Genomic DNA, 15,697 nt, shown 5'->3' with positions numbered 1-15,697 from the left:
GACGAGGTTGATCGTAACGACATTATGAAGCGCCTGGTCGAGTTGCAGTATACCCGCAATGACGCGGCCTTTTCGCGCGGCACGTTCCGGGTGCGCGGCGATGTTTTGGAAATCTTCCCGGCCCACGCCGAGGACCGGGCATGGCGCGTGTCGATGTTTGGTGACGAGGTCGAGGAACTGGCAGAATTTGATCCGCTGACCGGGCACAAGTTTGCCAGCATGGACTCGGTCACGGTTTATGCAAATTCCCACCACGTCACCCCGCGCCCGACGCTGGTGCAGGCGATGGCTGGCATCAAGCAGGAGCTTAAGGACCGTTTGGCGCAGTTCCAGGCCGAGGGCAAGTTGCTGGCGGCCGAGCGGATCGAGCAGCGCACGACCTTTGATCTGGAAATGATGGAAACGGTCGGTCACTGCAAGGGGATTGAAAACTATTCCCGCTGGCTTTCGGGCCGTAATCCGGGGGAGCCGCCGCCGACCCTGTTTGAATATTTGCCGGAAAATGCATTGCTGTTTGTCGATGAAAGCCACGTGGCTGTACCGCAGATCGGCGGCATGTATCGCGGGGACTATAATCGCAAATTTACCCTGGCCGAGCATGGCTTCCGACTGCCAAGTTGTGTCGATAACCGGCCGCTGAAATTCGAGGAATGGGAGGCGATGCGCCCGCAAAGCGTGTTTGTTTCGGCCACACCCGGCAACTGGGAGATGGAACGCACGGGGGGTGTGTTTGCCGAACAGGTTATTCGCCCGACGGGTCTAATTGACCCGGTCTGTATCGTGCGCCCGGTGGAAACCCAGGTTGATGATCTGCTGGGCGAGGCCAAGCAATGTGCCGCCAAGGGACAGCGTGTTCTGGTTACCACCCTGACCAAACGCATGGCAGAGGATTTGACCGAATACCTGCATGAGCATGGCGTGCGTGTACGTTATCTGCACTCTGATATTGATACGCTGGAGCGCATTGAGATCATCCGTGATTTGCGGCTTGGCGTGTTTGACGTTTTGGTCGGGATTAACCTTCTGCGCGAAGGGCTTGATATCCCTGAATGTGCGCTTGTCGCGATTTTGGATGCGGACAAGGAAGGGTTCTTGCGCTCCAAGACATCGCTGGTTCAGACGATTGGCCGTGCGGCGCGTAACGTGGAAGGTCGTGTGCTGCTTTATGCCGACAAGATGACCGACAGCCTTGAATACGCGATTGGCGAAACCAATCGCCGGCGTGAAAAGCAGATGGCCTATAACGCGGAACATGGCATCACGCCGGAAACCGTGCGGTCGCGGATCAATGATGTCCTCGAAAGTGTCGCCGAACAGGATTATGTCACGGTTGATACCGGGGTGTCGGGCGACATCATGGTTGGCCATAACCTGCGTGCCCATATCGAGGATCTTGAAAAACGCATGCGCGATGCCGCCGGGAACCTTGAGTTCGAGGAAGCAGCCCGTCTGCGTGACGAGATTAAACGTCTTGAGGACCAAGAACTCGGTCTGGCCGAGGCCGGACCGATGGCGCGCACCATTGGCACTGTCGGCCCCGGGTCAAAATCGGCCAATAAACCGAAATATAAAGGGCGCCGTAGAAAAGGGGCTTAGGATATTTAGAAAATTACAAATACAGGTTGCATTCGCCGTTGAGAATATTTGCCGTGATCACATATAACAACAGCAACACAGATTGCTGTGTGATCGCTATGGAGAAGACTTGATGTGGCGTTTGAAAGCCTGGAGTTTGGTCTTCACGGCGTTCCTGCTTGGGGCAGGATGGTTTGGCAACGAGGTTGCCGCGCGTACATTGATCGTCGCGATCAATGATGCCCCGCCTTATCGTATTGTGACCGAAACAACCGATGAGCCGGTCTATAGCGGCATCTATGTTGATGTCGTGCGCGAAGCCGCCCGACGTGCGGGGATTGATCTTGTGTTTCAGGTGGTGCCGTTCAAGCGTGCCTTGCACCAGATGGAGAGCGGGCAGGCGGACCTGATGCTCGGTCCCAATCGCACCGAAGATCGTCTGCAATACATGTATTATTTCGGTGCAGCCCTGCCGAGCGAGCCGAAAGTGATTTATACCGGTGCACTGGATGCCAATGTGATCGAGATCGAGGATCTTGAACACAAACTGACCGGGGTGCTGCGCGGGGCCAGTTATGGCTGGCAGTTCAGTGAGGCGCCCTATATCCGGTTTGTCGAAGCGGCAGATTACGAGACGTTGTTTCGGATGCTTGATCTTGGGCGGATTGATGCACTGATTGCGCCGGAGCTTCTTGCCATTGCCCATATCCGCAAGTTCGGACCGTTTCGGATCAAACGATCTGATTTGTTGTTACAGGGAAAGCCATCTTTCATCGCGATATCGCGCCAGTCGGACTTTTTCACCGATGGCAGCTTTACCGTACTTGAAAAACACCTGATCGATATGCGCCAGGACGGCACCTTTGAAGAAATCTATGGCCGGTACGCCAATACGGATTCGTAACGTGTCCGACGGCCAAGAAAATCGCCAAGAAAAAAGCCGGTGTCGTAAAACACCGGCTTTTGCGTTTGGGCGGAATGGGCGTGCGGGTTACATAAACAGCCGTTCGCTTTCCATGCCCTTGTAGATATCGGCAACATAATCGCCATAGCCGTTATAGATCCGGGTGGGCACGCTTTCGCCATTATTGAGCAGTCGTTCATAGGCCTGCGACCAGCGCGGATGCGGGACTTCCGGATTTACGTTGGCCCAGAAGCCATATTCATCGGCGTTGATGTCTTCCCAGAAGCTTTTGGGGCGCGTGTCGGTGAAGGTGAAGCGCACGATCGATTTGATGTTCTTGAAGCCGTATTTCCAAGGTGTGACCAGACGCAGCGGTGCACCGTTCTGCTTTGGCAGTTCTTCGCCGTAAATGCCTGTGGCGATCATGGTCAGTTCATTGGTGGCCTCGGCCATCGTGAGGCCTTCGATATAGGGCCACGGATACCAGAACTGACGCAGGCCCGGCATGGTGTCTTTTTGGCTGGCGGTTTCCATTTCGACATATTTCGCACCTGACAGGGGCTTGGCGAAATCAACCAGCGCCTTCATCGGGAAACCGGACCAGGGCACGGTCATCGCCCAGGCTTCGACACAGCGGAACCGATAGACGCGCTCTTCAAGCGGCATCTTGCGCACAAGTTCTTCGAAATCAATTTCAATCGGTTTTTCAACCAGCCCGTCGATCACCACGGTCCAGGGGCGGATGCGCATGGCCTGAGCTGCCTGCGAGATCGATTTGTGCGATCCGAATTCATAGAAGTTGTTATAGGTCAGCGCCTTGGACTTTTCGGTCATTTCGCGTTCGACCGTGTAGGCCGGGTTGCGATCCACCGGATAAAGATCGGCAGTTGATCCCGACCCCTGTGCCAATGCAGAGCCCAGCGGGAGGCTTGATGCTGTCGCGCCGATCGATCCTGCGGCGATCCCCTTAAGGAATTGGCGGCGGTTTTTATAGATCGATTCCGGCGTTGCGTCTCGTTCGGGGATTTCCCAACCCTTTTTGCGGCGTATCAGCATGTCGTCCTCCAATTGCGCGGGTTTTCTAAATGTCCTTTGAAAACCGGCTTTGGGCAAGTCACGGCTCGGTGATCAGCGGGTGAAATGGTGGCTTGCTCGAAGCGGGTTTACAACTGATCTACGCTCGTTGGGTTTAGTTTGATCAATATTGCGATCAATTGATCGTGCAGGCTGATCAGATGAAGGGTAATGTGATCGCAAATTGCCACACAAGGGGAGGGTGACGTGTTTGAGTTCAAGGATATCGAGATTCTGCAAGATATCATCAAGGCTGGTGGTTTCAGGGCTGCGGCGCAAAAATACAATCTGTCGCAATCAGCGATTTCAGCCCGTGTTTCCGGTCTTGAGAAGAAGCTTGGCATGAAGCTTTTTGACCGGTCCAACAGGCAGGTGCGCCTGACAGCCGCGGGGTTGCGCTTTATCGAGGAGGCACAGCGTTTGTCGCGTGCCCGTGATCGCATCTGGCAGGAACTTACCCATCCGGGGGAACTGAGTGGCACAATCCGGATCGGCGTTGCGGAAACCATTGTACATACGCTGCTGACAGACATGCTCAACAAGCTCAAAGATGACTTTCCCAAAGTTCGTTTTGAGCTGTCGGTTGATACCTCCGGTCAGCTTGGTCGGGCGCTTGACGATGACGAAGTTGATGTCGCGATCATGCTGCGCGAATCCGTTCCAAATGGGGCAGTTGCGGCACCGCTAAAACCAGTTGAGCTTGGCTGGTACTGTGCCGAGGACATGGAAATTGACGAAAATCCGCTGTCGCTTAACGAACTGGCAAGTCATGCCATCGTGACTTTTCCGAAGGGAACACCGCCATTTCGTGAAATCGAAAGTATCTTTTCTGCCCCGGATATTTCACAGCCTGCGCTAAACGGTTCAGCCTCCCTTTCGACGGTAAAATACCTTGTCGCAGGCGGGTTCGGGATAGGTGTTTTGCCGCGGTTGATGGTCCAGAATTCCGTTTTGGATGAACATATTAAGCCGATCCCGGTGTGTCAGGAAGCATCACTGACGGCACTTCATTTTGTGATCGCGTATTTCCCTGAACGAAACAGCGAAATCGGCGCAGCAATTCACGAGGCAGCGAAACTCTTTGATCAAACTGATCTAAAAAAACGATCATAAATTAATTAATTTGATTACTTGACAAGATCAGTTCTGTTTCTCAATCTTTGAAAAGAGGCAGTGAATGGGACTGAAAAATGAACGCGTCAAAAAGCGCCACCCTTTCCGATGACACCGCATATGAGTCAGCATCTGCAATGACGCCTTTGGCGTTGCGCACCGCTATTCGACGTGGCGAACATACGGGACCGACAACAGGTTATGCGTCAGGCTATCTTCAGGGGAACCTGGCGATTTTGCCGAACAGCTATGCCGACGAATTTCTGCAGTTTTGTGCCAAGAATTCAAAATCCTGTCCGCTTATCGGCATGTCCGAGCCGGGATCTCCGTTTATTCCGGCCTTGGGCAAAGATCTTGATATCCGGACCGACCTGCCGGGTTATCGCGTTTTTCGCGGCAGTGCCGACTATACGAGCGTGAGCGACCTGACGGACATCTGGCGTGATGATCTTGTCACCTTTGTTCTGGGATGCTCATTCTCGTTCGAGGCCGCCATCACCCGTGGTGGCGTTCGCCTGCGCCACATGGATGCACGCCGCAATGTGCCGATGTATGTGACCAACATCCAAACGTCGGCGGCTGGGCGTTTTCACGGTCCGCTGGTCGTCTCGATGCGGTCCTTTGCCGCCAGCGACGCCATCCGGGCAATCCTATATTCCGACAGATACAGACTGGCCCACGGTGCACCGGTGCATATCGGTGACCCGGCTCAGATCGGTATCACGGATATCATGAAACCGGACTTCGGCAATGAACCCGTCATTGAAGAAGGGGATATTCCGGTTTTCTGGGCGTGCGGGGTCACGCCACAAATGGCGATCCGCAATGTGATGCCGGAATTTGCCATTACCCACGAACCCGGGCTGATGTTGGTGACAGATGTACTTGCCGAGGCCGCGGAATTTTCCCTTTAGACCACCCTTACGCTAAACAACCATAATCGACGTATCAGAGAGGACTTTAAAATCATGAAAAAGATGGTTTCTTCCCTTTTGGCAGTTTCCGCACTTGGTGCGGGATTTGCTGCCACCCCGGCATTTGCCGAGGAGCTTTCCGTTGTCGGCAGCTGGAGCAGCCTTCCGCTTTACAAGCAGTATGAAAGCCCGTTCTGGACCGAAACCCTGCCTGCAGATTCCAATGGCGAGATCACGGTTCAGATGACGACACACGACCAGATGGGTATCGGTGTCGGCGACGTGTTTCGTCTGGTAAATGATGGCGTTTTCGACGTTGCGATGACAGTTGGTGACTATGCCGTTGGTGATGCCCCGGAACTTGAGGGCCTTGATGTACCGCTTGTCGCCAACACCGCAGCCGAAGCCAAAGCCATGGTCGAAGCGGCCCGTCCGATGGTCGATGACATCTTTGCAGAGCGCTTTAACTCCAAGGTTCTTGCTGTTGCACCGTACCCGCCGCAGGTTGTTTTCTGTGCTGGCGAAGTCAATTCCCTTGCCGATCTGAAAGACAAGAAAGTCCGTGGATCGGGTCGTATGACAACAAAATTCCTTGAAGCACTTGGTGCGGTTGGCGTGAATGTCGCCTTCTCCGAAGTTCCGGGTGCGCTTGAGCGCGGCGTGATTGACTGTGCTGTGACGGGTGCTGGTTCGGGCTATAGCGCTGGCTGGTGGGAAGTTTCCGATCACCTAATGACCATTCCGCTTGGTGGTTGGGACCCTGTTGTCACAGCTATGAACATGGACAAATGGAACAGCCTGTCTTCGGACATGCAGAGCTTCATCATGGATGAAGTCAAAACCAAGTTCGAGGCCCCTGCATGGGCATCTGCGGCTGATGCATTGAGCAATGATGTTGCCTGCCTGACCGGCAATGGCGCATGCCCGGCAGGTGATCCGGCCAGCATGACCCTTGTTGAGGTTTCAGACAGTGACCTGGCAAAAGCCAAGGAAATGCTGACCTCCACCGTTCTGCCGGAGTGGGCCGAGCGTGCTGGTAATGACTGGGTTGCACGCTGGAACGATAGCGTCGGCAAGACTGTCGGTGTTACCGTACCCCTCAACTGATTAACAGTGCTTGGCGGAGGCCCGAACAGTGACCGAAAACTTGATTGCGGCCATCCGCCGCGCCAATCGTATCATCGCGTTGTCCGTCGGATTTGTTCTGACGGGCAGCGTGATCCTGATCATCGCGGAAATTCTGCTACGTGAGGCCGGAATTTCTCTGGGCGGTGCCGAAGAAATTTCGGGCTACGTCATGGCCGGTGTTGCCAGTTGGGGGCTTTCCTACGCGCTGACCGAGTTGGCGCATGTTAGAATTGACCTTATCCGGCTCCGCTTGCAGGAACGCGGAAAGGCATTTCTTGATTTGTTGGCAATTGTCACCCTTGCAGCGGTGGCAACGATTGTCGCCATCCAGTGCTGGCCCGTCCTTTCAAAAACCATTGAACGCGGATCAACTGCGAACACACCGCTTGAAACGCCGCTTTGGATACCGCAGTTGGTCTGGTTTTCCGGTTGGCTTTGGTTTGCGCTGTGTTCCTGTGCGTTGGTGATCCTTACCCTAGTGTTGCTGATGCGCCGTAACTTTGACACGGCAGACTCTTTGGTTGGTGCCCGGTCCGAGCTGGAGCTTGAATCATGATTACAGCAGTTACAGTTTCGCTGTTGGGGCTGCTGGCCTTGTCCATTCCAGTGGGGATTGTGCTTTTCCTTCTCGGTATCGGTGTCGATCAGTTTTTCACGCCGTTTCCGCTGTTGCGCGGTTTGGGGCAGGTGGTCTGGTCTTCTTCAAATTCCTCGACCCTGATTGCCATACCGTTTTTTGTTTTACTCGGTGAGGTGCTTGTACGCGGCGGTATCGCCGCCAAGACCTATGAAGCACTTGATAAGTGGTTCTCATGGCTGCCCGGTGGGTTGGTCCATGCCAATATCGGCACGGCGACAATGTTTTCGGCGACTTCGGGATCGTCTGTTGCGACGGCTGCGACGGTTGCGACTGTGGCAATGCCGCAGGCCGACAAGTTGGGCTATGACCCGAAACTGTTTTCAGGTGCCATTGCGGCGGGTGGCACGCTTGGGATCATGATCCCGCCATCGATCAACTTGATTGTCTATGGTTTCCTGACCGAAACATCGATCCCGCGTTTGTTCCTTGCCGGGCTGGTGCCGGGTTTGGTGATGGCTGTTGCCTTCATGCTTGTGACCGCGGCGATTTGCAAGGTGAAGCCAAGTCTTGGCGGACAAAGCCGTTCGTTTAGCTGGGCGGAGCGGTTTGGTGGCTTAAGGCATCTTGTGCCGATCTTCTTGCTGTTCTTTGTTGTGATCGGATCAATCTATGCCGGATGGGCGACGCCAACAGAATCAGCAGCCGTCGGTGTTGCCATCGCGATGATCATCGCTGCCTTTAACAAGGGAGTGTCGAACGAGATGATCAAGATGTGCTTGCTCGGGACAGTTCGGATCACGGCGATGATCATGCTGGTGATCATCGGGGCCTATTTCCTGAACTTTACACTGACCGCAGCAGGCATGGGGCGGGAGCTCAAGGAACTTCTGGTCGGACTTAACCTTAGTCCGATGGGGACGTTGCTTGTTGTTATTTTGCTCTACATCGTGCTGGGCTTCTTTATTGAAACCTTGTCGCTGATGGTTGCGACCATTCCGATCATTGTACCGATCATGACAGCGATGGGCTTTGACAAGGTCTGGTTTGGGATCCTTTTGATCGTCTTGATCGAAATGGCTTTGATCACCCCGCCTGTCGGATTGAACCTGTATGTCGTGCAGGGTGCTCGAAAGTCGGGGCAATTATCCGAGGTCATGCTGGGTGCTGTTCCCTATGTTCTTGTGATGTTGGCGATGATCGTCGGTCTGATCTTCTTGCCGGAAATCGCACTTTTCCTGCCTGACTATCTCTGAGGCGTATCAGGCCAGGAAGCCTCCCTTAAAACAATTGGCGAATGGACCAGTGTCATCTGGTCCAAGCGCCTCCTCTTTGTCTGAGACCCAGTGTCCAACACATCATTCCAAAAAGATCGGAACCAGAAATGCAGATGAACTTTACCCTGGCAGGGACCGAAATCACCTTTGATATCGACCATTGCACTGTTGCCGGATGGACGGGCAGGGATGCTGCTGCGATCCAGCACCATATCGACGAGCTTGCCGCGATCGGCGTCAAACCGCCCTCAGCCGTGCCGCTTTATTATCGGACCGCCTCAGGGATGGTAACCCAGCAATCCTGTATCGAGGTTGTTGGAAAGGGAACATCGGGCGAAGTCGAGCCGCTCCTGATTGCTTGTGACGGCGAACTTTACCTTGGCCTTGCGTCCGATCATACGGATCGCGAGCTTGAGGCCCACTCGGTCGCATTGTCCAAACAGATCTGCGAAAAACCCGTTGCCTCTGAAATCTGGCGCTTTGACGAGGTCAAAGACCATATCGAGCAGATTGAAATGCGGTCCTGGGTTCAGGAACAGGATGGCGATGACTGGGTGCTTTATCAGGAAGGAACGATTGCTTCGATCCGCCCGTTAAGTGATCTGATCGAAGGATCGCAATTGATGGGAAATGCTGCCAATGGCAAGGCATCTGCCATGCTGTGCGGTACACTTGGCGCAAAGGGCGGGGTTCGCCCGGCCCGCCGGTTCAAAATGGCGTTGCATGATCCAGTACTTGATCGCACGATCACGCACGCCTATGAAATTAGGGAGCTGCCGGAAATCGCATAAGCAATTTCATCGTCAGAACAACACCATAACAGGATGAGGCACCGCCATGGGCGTGATGGTTGACAAGGCCAGACAAGCAATCGACAAGGTCAATCAACTTGGCGAGCTTAAGGACAAGATCTTTACCGAGTTTGATTCTGAGCGGATTTTAAAGGCTGCTGCCGAGGCGGAGCAATATTGCGCGCAAAACCCCGGCGCAGCACTTGCCGGGATGCTGGTGTCGGTCAAGGATCTGTATGACGAGGCGGGCATTGCCACCACGGCGGCATCCGAACTTTTGAAGGGGCGCGCACCAGCCGAGGCTGACAGCGAATGCGTGCGTCGGATCAAGGCTGCCGGGGCCATTCCGTTTGGCCGAACGACGCTCAGCGAATTTGCCTATTCCGGTGTCGGGCTTAATCCGCATTACGGCACGCCGGGCAATATCTTTGACGCAGAGGGCATTCCGGGCGGTTCAACATCGGGCGGTGGTTTGACCGTGGCGCATGGGATTGTGGATTTGGCGCTTGGCACGGATACGGGTGGCTCGATCCGAATTCCATCGGCGATCAACGGGCTTTATGGCATCAAGCCAAGCCGCCTTTCGGTGCCGGGGGCGGGTATTCATCCGCTCGCCAAAAGCTTTGACACGCCGGGGCCGTTGGCGGGCGATCTTGAAACCGCCATTCGTGCGTTTGAAGTTCTGACAGATATTACCGTTACACCGCCGGAAGAGGCGAAAAAATCGCTTCGCATTGGCGTGCCGATGAACGCGTTTGTTGATGGGCTGGATGACCGGGTGAAGGCAGACTTTGCAATGATCTGTGCAAAGCTGAAAGAGGCCGGGCATGAACTGATCGAGATTGATTTTGCTTTCATCGCCAAGAACGCGATCCTCAATAAAGTGCTGGTGTCGTTCGAAGCGCACCGGATCTATGCCAAGGATTTCGCAAAGCTTGAAACGGTGGGTGATCCGCGCGTTTTGTCGCGGATGAAGTTTGCCGATACGTTATCAAGTGATGAAGTGATCGACGCCTATGCCAAGCGGACCGATATCGTATCGATGTTCGGGACGGCGATGGCGGATGTTGACGTCATGATCGCGCCGACCTTGCCGCGCATGGCACCCAAGATTGCCGAGGTCGAAGCCGATTTTGACAACCTGAATGCCCTGATGTTGCGCAATACCGGTTACCTTAACCTTGTCGATGCCTGCGCGATGTCGATGCCGGTTCATATCAAAGGCGAGGTTGCGCCGGCCGCCCTTATGATCGGGGCGCCACATGGGCACGATCAGGCGATCCTGGCAGCAGCCCGGTTGATTGATCCGCTGTTTGCCTGAAGAAGGTGACTGAACAAGAAAGCGGCCCGGAAGTTCCGGGCCGTTTTTGTTTAGAGGTCGAGCGTCAGGCGACCGCTGCTTTGCATTCGGGAGACGCAAATGCACATCTGATCGTTCTGGGCTTTCTGGCTGTCGCTAAGATAGGCGTCGCGATGTGACAGATCACCGTCATGCGAAATCACAACCGACGTACAGATCCCGCAATTGCCCTTTTTGCAGTCGTAAAGCGGATCGATCCCTTCATCGATCAGGACATCGAGGACAGATTTTCCAACCGGAACTTCGAAGGTTTGGCCGCTTTGCGCCAGATGAACTTCGAAACTGGTGTCATCAAGCTGTGCGGCAGGCGTGGTGAAGCGTTCATAATGCACATTCTCCGACGCCCAGCGATTGCGGCGTGCGGTGTCAAGAACGGCATCAATCAGGCCGCCCGGGCCACAAACATAAACGTGCTTTCCGGCTTCTGCGGTGCCAAGGATGCTGGCAAGAGGCATGCTGCGTGACGCATCGCCGCCGTCGAAATAAAGCGCGCATCGCCCATCGGCGGCATCAAGGGCCTCTGTCATCAGGGCCATATCTGTGTGGTTGCGGCTGGCATAGTGCAGGACGAAGTCCTTACCGGCCTGTTGTAGCGCGGTCGCCATGGCAAGGATTGGCGTGATGCCAATCCCGCCTGCAATCAGGATTGTTTTGGCCGCACTCTCAACAAGCGGGAAGTCGTTTTGCGGCAGGTCGATTTCGAGGGCATCGCCGGTTTTGACCTTTTGATGCATATACATGGACCCGCCTTCGCCGCCTTCTTCGCGCAGTACGGCGATCCGGTACAGATCAGGCTCACCCGGATTGATGATCGAATAGGACCGTTTAACAGACTGGCCGGCTGTGTCGGTTACGGAGAGTTTGATATGCGCACCCGGTTCGGCGGGCGGCAGGCTTGTGGCATTGGTGGCAACAAGATCAAAACCGCGTATGCGGTCGGTCAGGTCATGGACCTGTTGAACGGTAACTTCAGGCATGGCGATTTTCCTTCCCAGGCCCCCGGATTTTTTCCAGGTGTGTTTGTCTGTGGGCTTGACTGGATCCAGATTAGATCAATTGGATCCAATTTTGTCAAACCTGATGGGACCGGAAAATATAAGGCGGGGCGAATTAAGCGGTATCTTCGCGTTCGATTACGGTGAAGTTATCGGGCATATCCTGTGTCGGACCAAGGATTTGCGTATAGCGCAATGCTGCATTGGCATGTTCACGCATCAGGGCTTCGGCGCGCGCACCCTGGCCGTTGTCGATGGCGTCGAAAATGATGTGATGCTGCATGTGGCTGAAATTGAATCGGCGGAATTCGCCGGTCATGTCATCGCGGTTAAAGGCGATGGAAGACACGGATGCAAATGGCAGGTGGTCATTGCGCGACAGGGCATCCTCGATGGCGACATTCCGGCTGGCCTCGATGATGGTGTTGTGAAAGCGCATGTTGAAATCGTGATAGGTTTCCATGTCCTCATCGGTCAGGAAACCCTTGGAAAACAGGGCGTCACCCGTGGACAGGCATTCAATCAGGTGGCTGCGCGCCGGAAGGGAAATACCGCGTTCACTAGCCAGGCGCGCAGCAAGTCCTTCGAGGACACCGCGCACTTCGATGGCATCGGCAATTTCGGTCGGGGTGATGGCGCGCACAGTGTATCCGCGACGATCCCCTTTGCGCAGCAGGCCTTCCTGTTCGAGTGTCCGAAAGGCAATCCGGACCGGTGTGCGCGATACGCCAAGCCGTTCAGCAATCGGGATTTCTGCCACCCGCTCGCCGGGTGGAAGTTCCCCGTTGGCGATCATTTTCCGCAAGGTGATCAGGACGCGCTGGCCGTGTTTGCTCATGCCGGTTTCCGTTTTTGTGACTGCCGGGCGATCATAGTTCAGATCGAATTGTTTAAAAAGCATCTTGCCAAATTGGATCCAATTTGATTACGCTTAGAAGCATAACAAGAAATCTTGGTGGTAAAAATTCCACCTGCAAGCAACCTTGATTGGCCTTGCGCCAAGGGAGAGAAACATGTTCCTGCGTAACTTCTGGTACGTCGCAGGCTGGGATGGCGAAATTGGTCGCACCCCCGTCGCGCGCACGATCTGCAATGAAAATGTCGTTTTGTATCGCCGTGCCGACCGGTCACTGGTCGCACTTGAAGACAGCTGCCCGCATCGTCTTCTGCCACTGAGCCAGGGTTATGTCGAAGGCGATCGTCTTGTGTGTGGCTATCACGGGCTGGAATTTGATGGTGACGGTGCATGCGTGCATATGCCCAACCAGCAAAGCATCCACCCGGAAGCCTGTGTCCGGGCCTATCCGGTGGTCGAGAAGGACCGCTTTGTCTGGGTCTGGATCGGCGACAAGGAAAAGGCCGACGAGGCGCTTGTGCCTGAGATCCCGCATGCATCCGAAGAAGGCTGGGTCTTTGACGGCGGGACCTATGATGTGAAATGCGGGTATGAGCTTCTGGTCGATAACCTGATGGATCTGAGCCACGAGACCTATGTGCATCCATCCAGCATCGGTCAGCTTGAAATCACCGAAAGCCTGCCGCAGACACGATCCGATGACGAAAGTGTCACGGTTGAACGCTGGATGGAAAACATCGTGCCGCCGCCGTTCTGGGCCAATAACCTGAAATCCAAGGAAGTCTGCGACCGCTGGCAGATCTGTACCTTTACCCTGCCATCCAATGTGATGATTGATGTCGGTGTTGCGCTTGCCGGGACCGGCGCGCAGCAAGGTGATCGATCCAAGGGTGTAACCGGCATTGTCGTGAACTGCATGACGCCGGAAACAGAAACCACATGCCGCTACTACTGGGGCATGGTGCGCAACTTTGACATAGATGATAACGGGCTGACCCAAAACATCAAAGATGCGCAGGCCAAGGTGTTCTATGAGGATCTTGAAGTGGTTGAAGGTCAGCAGGCCAACATGCTGCGCCATCCGGAACGCAAGCTTTTGAACTTCAATATTGATGCGGGCGGTGTGCGTGCGCGTCGTCTGATTGATCGGGCACTTGCTGCTGCGGCGGAATAACCAACGCATAAAAAGACAAAGCCGGATCCAAACCGGTCAAAGAACGCTACCAAAAGAGAGAGACGCTCAGTGCTGTGAAACACCGCGCCAAAACCGTGCCAAGCGGGCGGGGGGTGCTGAGCGCATTTTCAGGGAAAACGTCTGAGGTTGAAAATGTTTAAACGCCTGTTTGTATCGGCAGCAGTTGCTGCTGGCTGTTTGGCAAGTGCGCTTTCTGCGCAGGCCGAACCGGAATTTACCTTCGTTTTGGAACATGTGCTGGGGCCCAAGGCAACGGCACAGGCCAAGTTCCTTGAGCCATGGGCCCAGCGGATCGAGGAACAATCTGACGGTCGCATCAAGATCGAGATTTACCCGGCGATGGCGCTTGGTGGCAAACCGACCGAGCTTTACAGCCATATTCGCGATGGCGCGGTTGATCTGGGTTGGAGTGCACTTGGTTATACGCCGGGTGTCTATCCGCGCAGTGAAGTGTTTGAACTGCCGTTTGTTCATACCGGCAGTGCGGCCATCACCAACATGGCCATTCAGGATATCTATGAAGAGCACCTGTCGCAGGACTTTGACGATATCAAGCCTTTGCTGATCCATGTCCATACCGGGCAGGCGATCTTCACCACCGAGAAAAAGATCGAAAGCCTTGCCGATGTCGAAGGCATGAAACTGCGCGCGCCGTCACGCACCGGCGCCTGGATGCTCGAAAGCTGGGGCGCACAACCGGTCAGCATGCCGGTGCCAGATTTGCCGCAGGCCTTGTCGCTTGGTGTTGTGGACGGTGCGCTAATCCCGCACGAGGTCGCCATTCCGTTCAAGATCCCGGATATGACCCAGTATGCCATCGAGGGGGATCAGGGTGTCCGGTTTGGCACGCTGGTCTTCATGTTTGCGATGAACAAGGATCGTTATGAAGCCCTGCCAGATGATCTGAAAAAGGTTATCGATGATAACTCTGGCCAGAACATCGCGCGCGAAATTGGCGAGGCTTGGGACGCAATTGAACCCCGCGGTGAAGAGATTTTCGCCAAATCGGGTGAGTTGGTGACGCTTTCAGCCGACGAAACCGCAAAGTTCGCCGCAAAGGCCGATGAGGTGATTGATCGCTGGATCGCGGAAATGAACGACAAGGGCGTCGATGGTGCCGCCATTGTCGCGGCTGCACGTGCGGCGATTGCCAAGCACAGCCAGTAAGAGGCTTTCAGCCCGCTGACCGGGTTGCTCCTTTCCTGGTCACAGGCATCGTGCGTCGCAAGGGTGTGGTGTTCTTGTGACGCACATATATAAAAACGGCCCGGAATTTTCCGGGCCGTTTTGAGTTGGGGACGCGAAAAGTTGGTGCTTAGCCTTCAAGCAGGGAACGCAGCATCCAGGCGGTTTTTTCATGGACCTGAATACGGGCGGTCAGAAGGTCTGCGGTGGCGTCGTCATCCGAGCTATCGCAAATCGGATAGAGCGAACGCGCGGTCTTGATCACGGTTTCATGGCCTTCGACCAGTTGCGCAATCATGTCTTTGGCGGCAGGAACACCTTTTTCTTCCTTGATTGCGGTCAGTTCGCCGTAAGCCGAGAAGCTGGCAGGCGCATAGGCACCCAGCGAACGGATCCGTTCGGCAACCTCGTCAATCGCGGTTGCCAGTTCGGTGTACTGTTCTTCAAACATGGTGTGCAGGGTCTGGAACATCGGACCCGTCACGTTCCAATGGAAATTGTGCGTTTTCAGATAGAGCGCATAGCTGTCGGCCAGAACGCGGCCAAGTCCGTCGGCGATAGCGGTGCGGTTGGATTCATTGATGCCGATATCGATCTGCATGTTTATCTCCTTTCGCCGCTTTCAATCCAAGCGGGCTTTGTGCTTTTTCGTGTTGAAGGCAGTATGAATGACAGCTGTTAATTACACCAATTGATTGTCTAACTGTTTGCGATAGGGCAATTCTATTACTGGAAGTGGGGTTATTTTTAAGG

The 15,697-nt window shown here is 54.7% G+C and carries 15 protein-coding genes; 11 read left to right on the top strand and 4 right to left on the bottom strand.

Translation table 11 applies throughout. From position 1 onward, the window contains the following. On the top strand, positions 1 to 1,596 hold a 1,596-nt coding region (gene uvrB / locus B3Z49_RS17520), incomplete at its 5' end, for an excinuclease ABC subunit UvrB (protein ID WP_296993199.1). A 112-nt stretch (positions 1,597 to 1,708) separates the two neighbouring features. After that, positions 1,709 to 2,479, top strand: a complete 771-nt coding sequence (locus B3Z49_RS17515; RefSeq protein WP_296993197.1) for a substrate-binding periplasmic protein — start codon at positions 1,709 to 1,711, stop codon at positions 2,477 to 2,479. An 87-nt stretch (positions 2,480 to 2,566) separates the two neighbouring features. On the opposite strand, the gene msrP is transcribed toward B3Z49_RS17515, so the two are convergent. Further along, on the bottom strand, positions 2,567 to 3,535 hold the full coding sequence (msrP, locus tag B3Z49_RS17510) for a protein-methionine-sulfoxide reductase catalytic subunit MsrP (RefSeq protein WP_296993194.1): 969 nt from the start codon (positions 3,533 to 3,535) through the stop codon (positions 2,567 to 2,569). 225 nt (positions 3,536 to 3,760) lie between these two features. On the opposite strand from msrP, the gene B3Z49_RS17505 reads away from it, so the two are divergent. The 7 genes from B3Z49_RS17505 (at position 3,761) to B3Z49_RS17475 (ending at position 10,674) form a co-directional block, all read left to right on the top strand. Next, positions 3,761 to 4,666, top strand: coding sequence for a LysR family transcriptional regulator (locus B3Z49_RS17505; RefSeq protein WP_120224366.1), 906 nt, complete (start codon positions 3,761 to 3,763; stop codon positions 4,664 to 4,666). A 77-nt stretch (positions 4,667 to 4,743) separates the two neighbouring features. Then, positions 4,744 to 5,580, top strand: a complete 837-nt coding sequence (locus tag B3Z49_RS17500) for a putative hydro-lyase (RefSeq protein ID WP_296993192.1) — start codon at positions 4,744 to 4,746, stop codon at positions 5,578 to 5,580. Positions 5,581 to 5,634: 54 nt separating this feature from the next. After that, positions 5,635 to 6,687, top strand: coding sequence for a TRAP transporter substrate-binding protein (locus B3Z49_RS17495; protein WP_296993190.1), 1,053 nt, complete (start codon positions 5,635 to 5,637; stop codon positions 6,685 to 6,687). A 28-nt stretch (positions 6,688 to 6,715) separates the two neighbouring features. Further along, a complete protein-coding gene (locus B3Z49_RS17490; RefSeq protein ID WP_008889498.1) occupies positions 6,716 to 7,264 on the top strand; it encodes a TRAP transporter small permease subunit in 549 nt (182 codons plus the stop codon). Continuing rightward, a complete protein-coding gene (locus B3Z49_RS17485; RefSeq protein WP_120224370.1) occupies positions 7,261 to 8,541 on the top strand; it encodes a TRAP transporter large permease in 1,281 nt (426 codons plus the stop codon). Before B3Z49_RS17490 ends, B3Z49_RS17485 begins: the two co-directional genes overlap by 4 nt. Positions 8,542 to 8,669: 128 nt before the next feature. Continuing rightward, complete coding sequence (locus B3Z49_RS17480) at positions 8,670 to 9,353, top strand: DUF2848 domain-containing protein (protein ID WP_296993187.1); 684 nt, start codon at positions 8,670 to 8,672, stop codon at positions 9,351 to 9,353. A gap of 46 nt (positions 9,354 to 9,399) precedes the next feature. Further along, a complete protein-coding gene (locus B3Z49_RS17475) occupies positions 9,400 to 10,674 on the top strand; it encodes an amidase (RefSeq protein WP_296993185.1) in 1,275 nt (424 codons plus the stop codon). A gap of 50 nt (positions 10,675 to 10,724) precedes the next feature. Here the strand turns inward: B3Z49_RS17475 and B3Z49_RS17470 are convergent, their stop codons facing one another. Together B3Z49_RS17470 and B3Z49_RS17465 are read right to left on the bottom strand one after the other, a co-directional pair. Beyond that, a complete protein-coding gene (locus B3Z49_RS17470; RefSeq protein ID WP_296993183.1) occupies positions 10,725 to 11,690 on the bottom strand; it encodes a PDR/VanB family oxidoreductase in 966 nt (321 codons plus the stop codon). A 133-nt stretch (positions 11,691 to 11,823) separates the two neighbouring features. Further along, entirely contained in the window at positions 11,824 to 12,546 is a 723-nt protein-coding gene (locus B3Z49_RS17465) for a GntR family transcriptional regulator (RefSeq protein WP_296993182.1), read from the bottom strand. 175 nt (positions 12,547 to 12,721) lie between these two features. Between B3Z49_RS17465 and B3Z49_RS17460 the strand changes: the two genes are divergently transcribed. Beyond that, complete coding sequence (locus B3Z49_RS17460; RefSeq protein WP_287445038.1) at positions 12,722 to 13,738, top strand: aromatic ring-hydroxylating oxygenase subunit alpha; 1,017 nt, start codon at positions 12,722 to 12,724, stop codon at positions 13,736 to 13,738. Between the two features lie 153 nt (positions 13,739 to 13,891). Beyond that, positions 13,892 to 14,926, top strand: coding sequence for a TRAP transporter substrate-binding protein (locus B3Z49_RS17455; protein WP_008889505.1), 1,035 nt, complete (start codon positions 13,892 to 13,894; stop codon positions 14,924 to 14,926). Positions 14,927 to 15,074: 148 nt separating this feature from the next. Here B3Z49_RS17455 and B3Z49_RS17450 read toward each other — a convergent pair whose 3' ends face one another. After that, positions 15,075 to 15,545, bottom strand: a complete 471-nt coding sequence (locus tag B3Z49_RS17450) for a Dps family protein (RefSeq protein WP_008889506.1) — start codon at positions 15,543 to 15,545, stop codon at positions 15,075 to 15,077. Positions 15,546 to 15,697: the final 152 nt, after the last annotated feature.

It is taken from the genome of Thalassospira sp. UBA1131 (assembly GCF_002311515.1).
GTDB lineage: Bacteria > Pseudomonadota > Alphaproteobacteria > Rhodospirillales > Thalassospiraceae > Thalassospira.
This window is presented reverse-complemented; position numbering and strand designations above follow the sequence as displayed.

Coding starts and splice junctions, on each gene's coding strand:
- B3Z49_RS17515 (WP_296993197.1), top strand. CDS start 1,709: ATGTGGCGTTTGAAAGCCTGGAGTTTGGTCTTCACGGCGTTCCTGCTT.
- msrP (WP_296993194.1), bottom strand. CDS start 3,535: ATGCTGATACGCCGCAAAAAGGGTTGGGAAATCCCCGAACGAGACGCA.
- B3Z49_RS17500 (WP_296993192.1), top strand. CDS start 4,744: ATGAACGCGTCAAAAAGCGCCACCCTTTCCGATGACACCGCATATGAG.
- B3Z49_RS17495 (WP_296993190.1), top strand. CDS start 5,635: ATGAAAAAGATGGTTTCTTCCCTTTTGGCAGTTTCCGCACTTGGTGCG.
- B3Z49_RS17485 (WP_120224370.1), top strand. CDS start 7,261: ATGATTACAGCAGTTACAGTTTCGCTGTTGGGGCTGCTGGCCTTGTCC.
- B3Z49_RS17480 (WP_296993187.1), top strand. CDS start 8,670: ATGCAGATGAACTTTACCCTGGCAGGGACCGAAATCACCTTTGATATC.
- B3Z49_RS17475 (WP_296993185.1), top strand. CDS start 9,400: ATGGGCGTGATGGTTGACAAGGCCAGACAAGCAATCGACAAGGTCAAT.
- B3Z49_RS17470 (WP_296993183.1), bottom strand. CDS start 11,690: ATGCCTGAAGTTACCGTTCAACAGGTCCATGACCTGACCGACCGCATA.
- B3Z49_RS17465 (WP_296993182.1), bottom strand. CDS start 12,546: ATGAGCAAACACGGCCAGCGCGTCCTGATCACCTTGCGGAAAATGATC.
- B3Z49_RS17460 (WP_287445038.1), top strand. CDS start 12,722: ATGTTCCTGCGTAACTTCTGGTACGTCGCAGGCTGGGATGGCGAAATT.
- B3Z49_RS17455 (WP_008889505.1), top strand. CDS start 13,892: ATGTTTAAACGCCTGTTTGTATCGGCAGCAGTTGCTGCTGGCTGTTTG.
- B3Z49_RS17450 (WP_008889506.1), bottom strand. CDS start 15,545: ATGCAGATCGATATCGGCATCAATGAATCCAACCGCACCGCTATCGCC.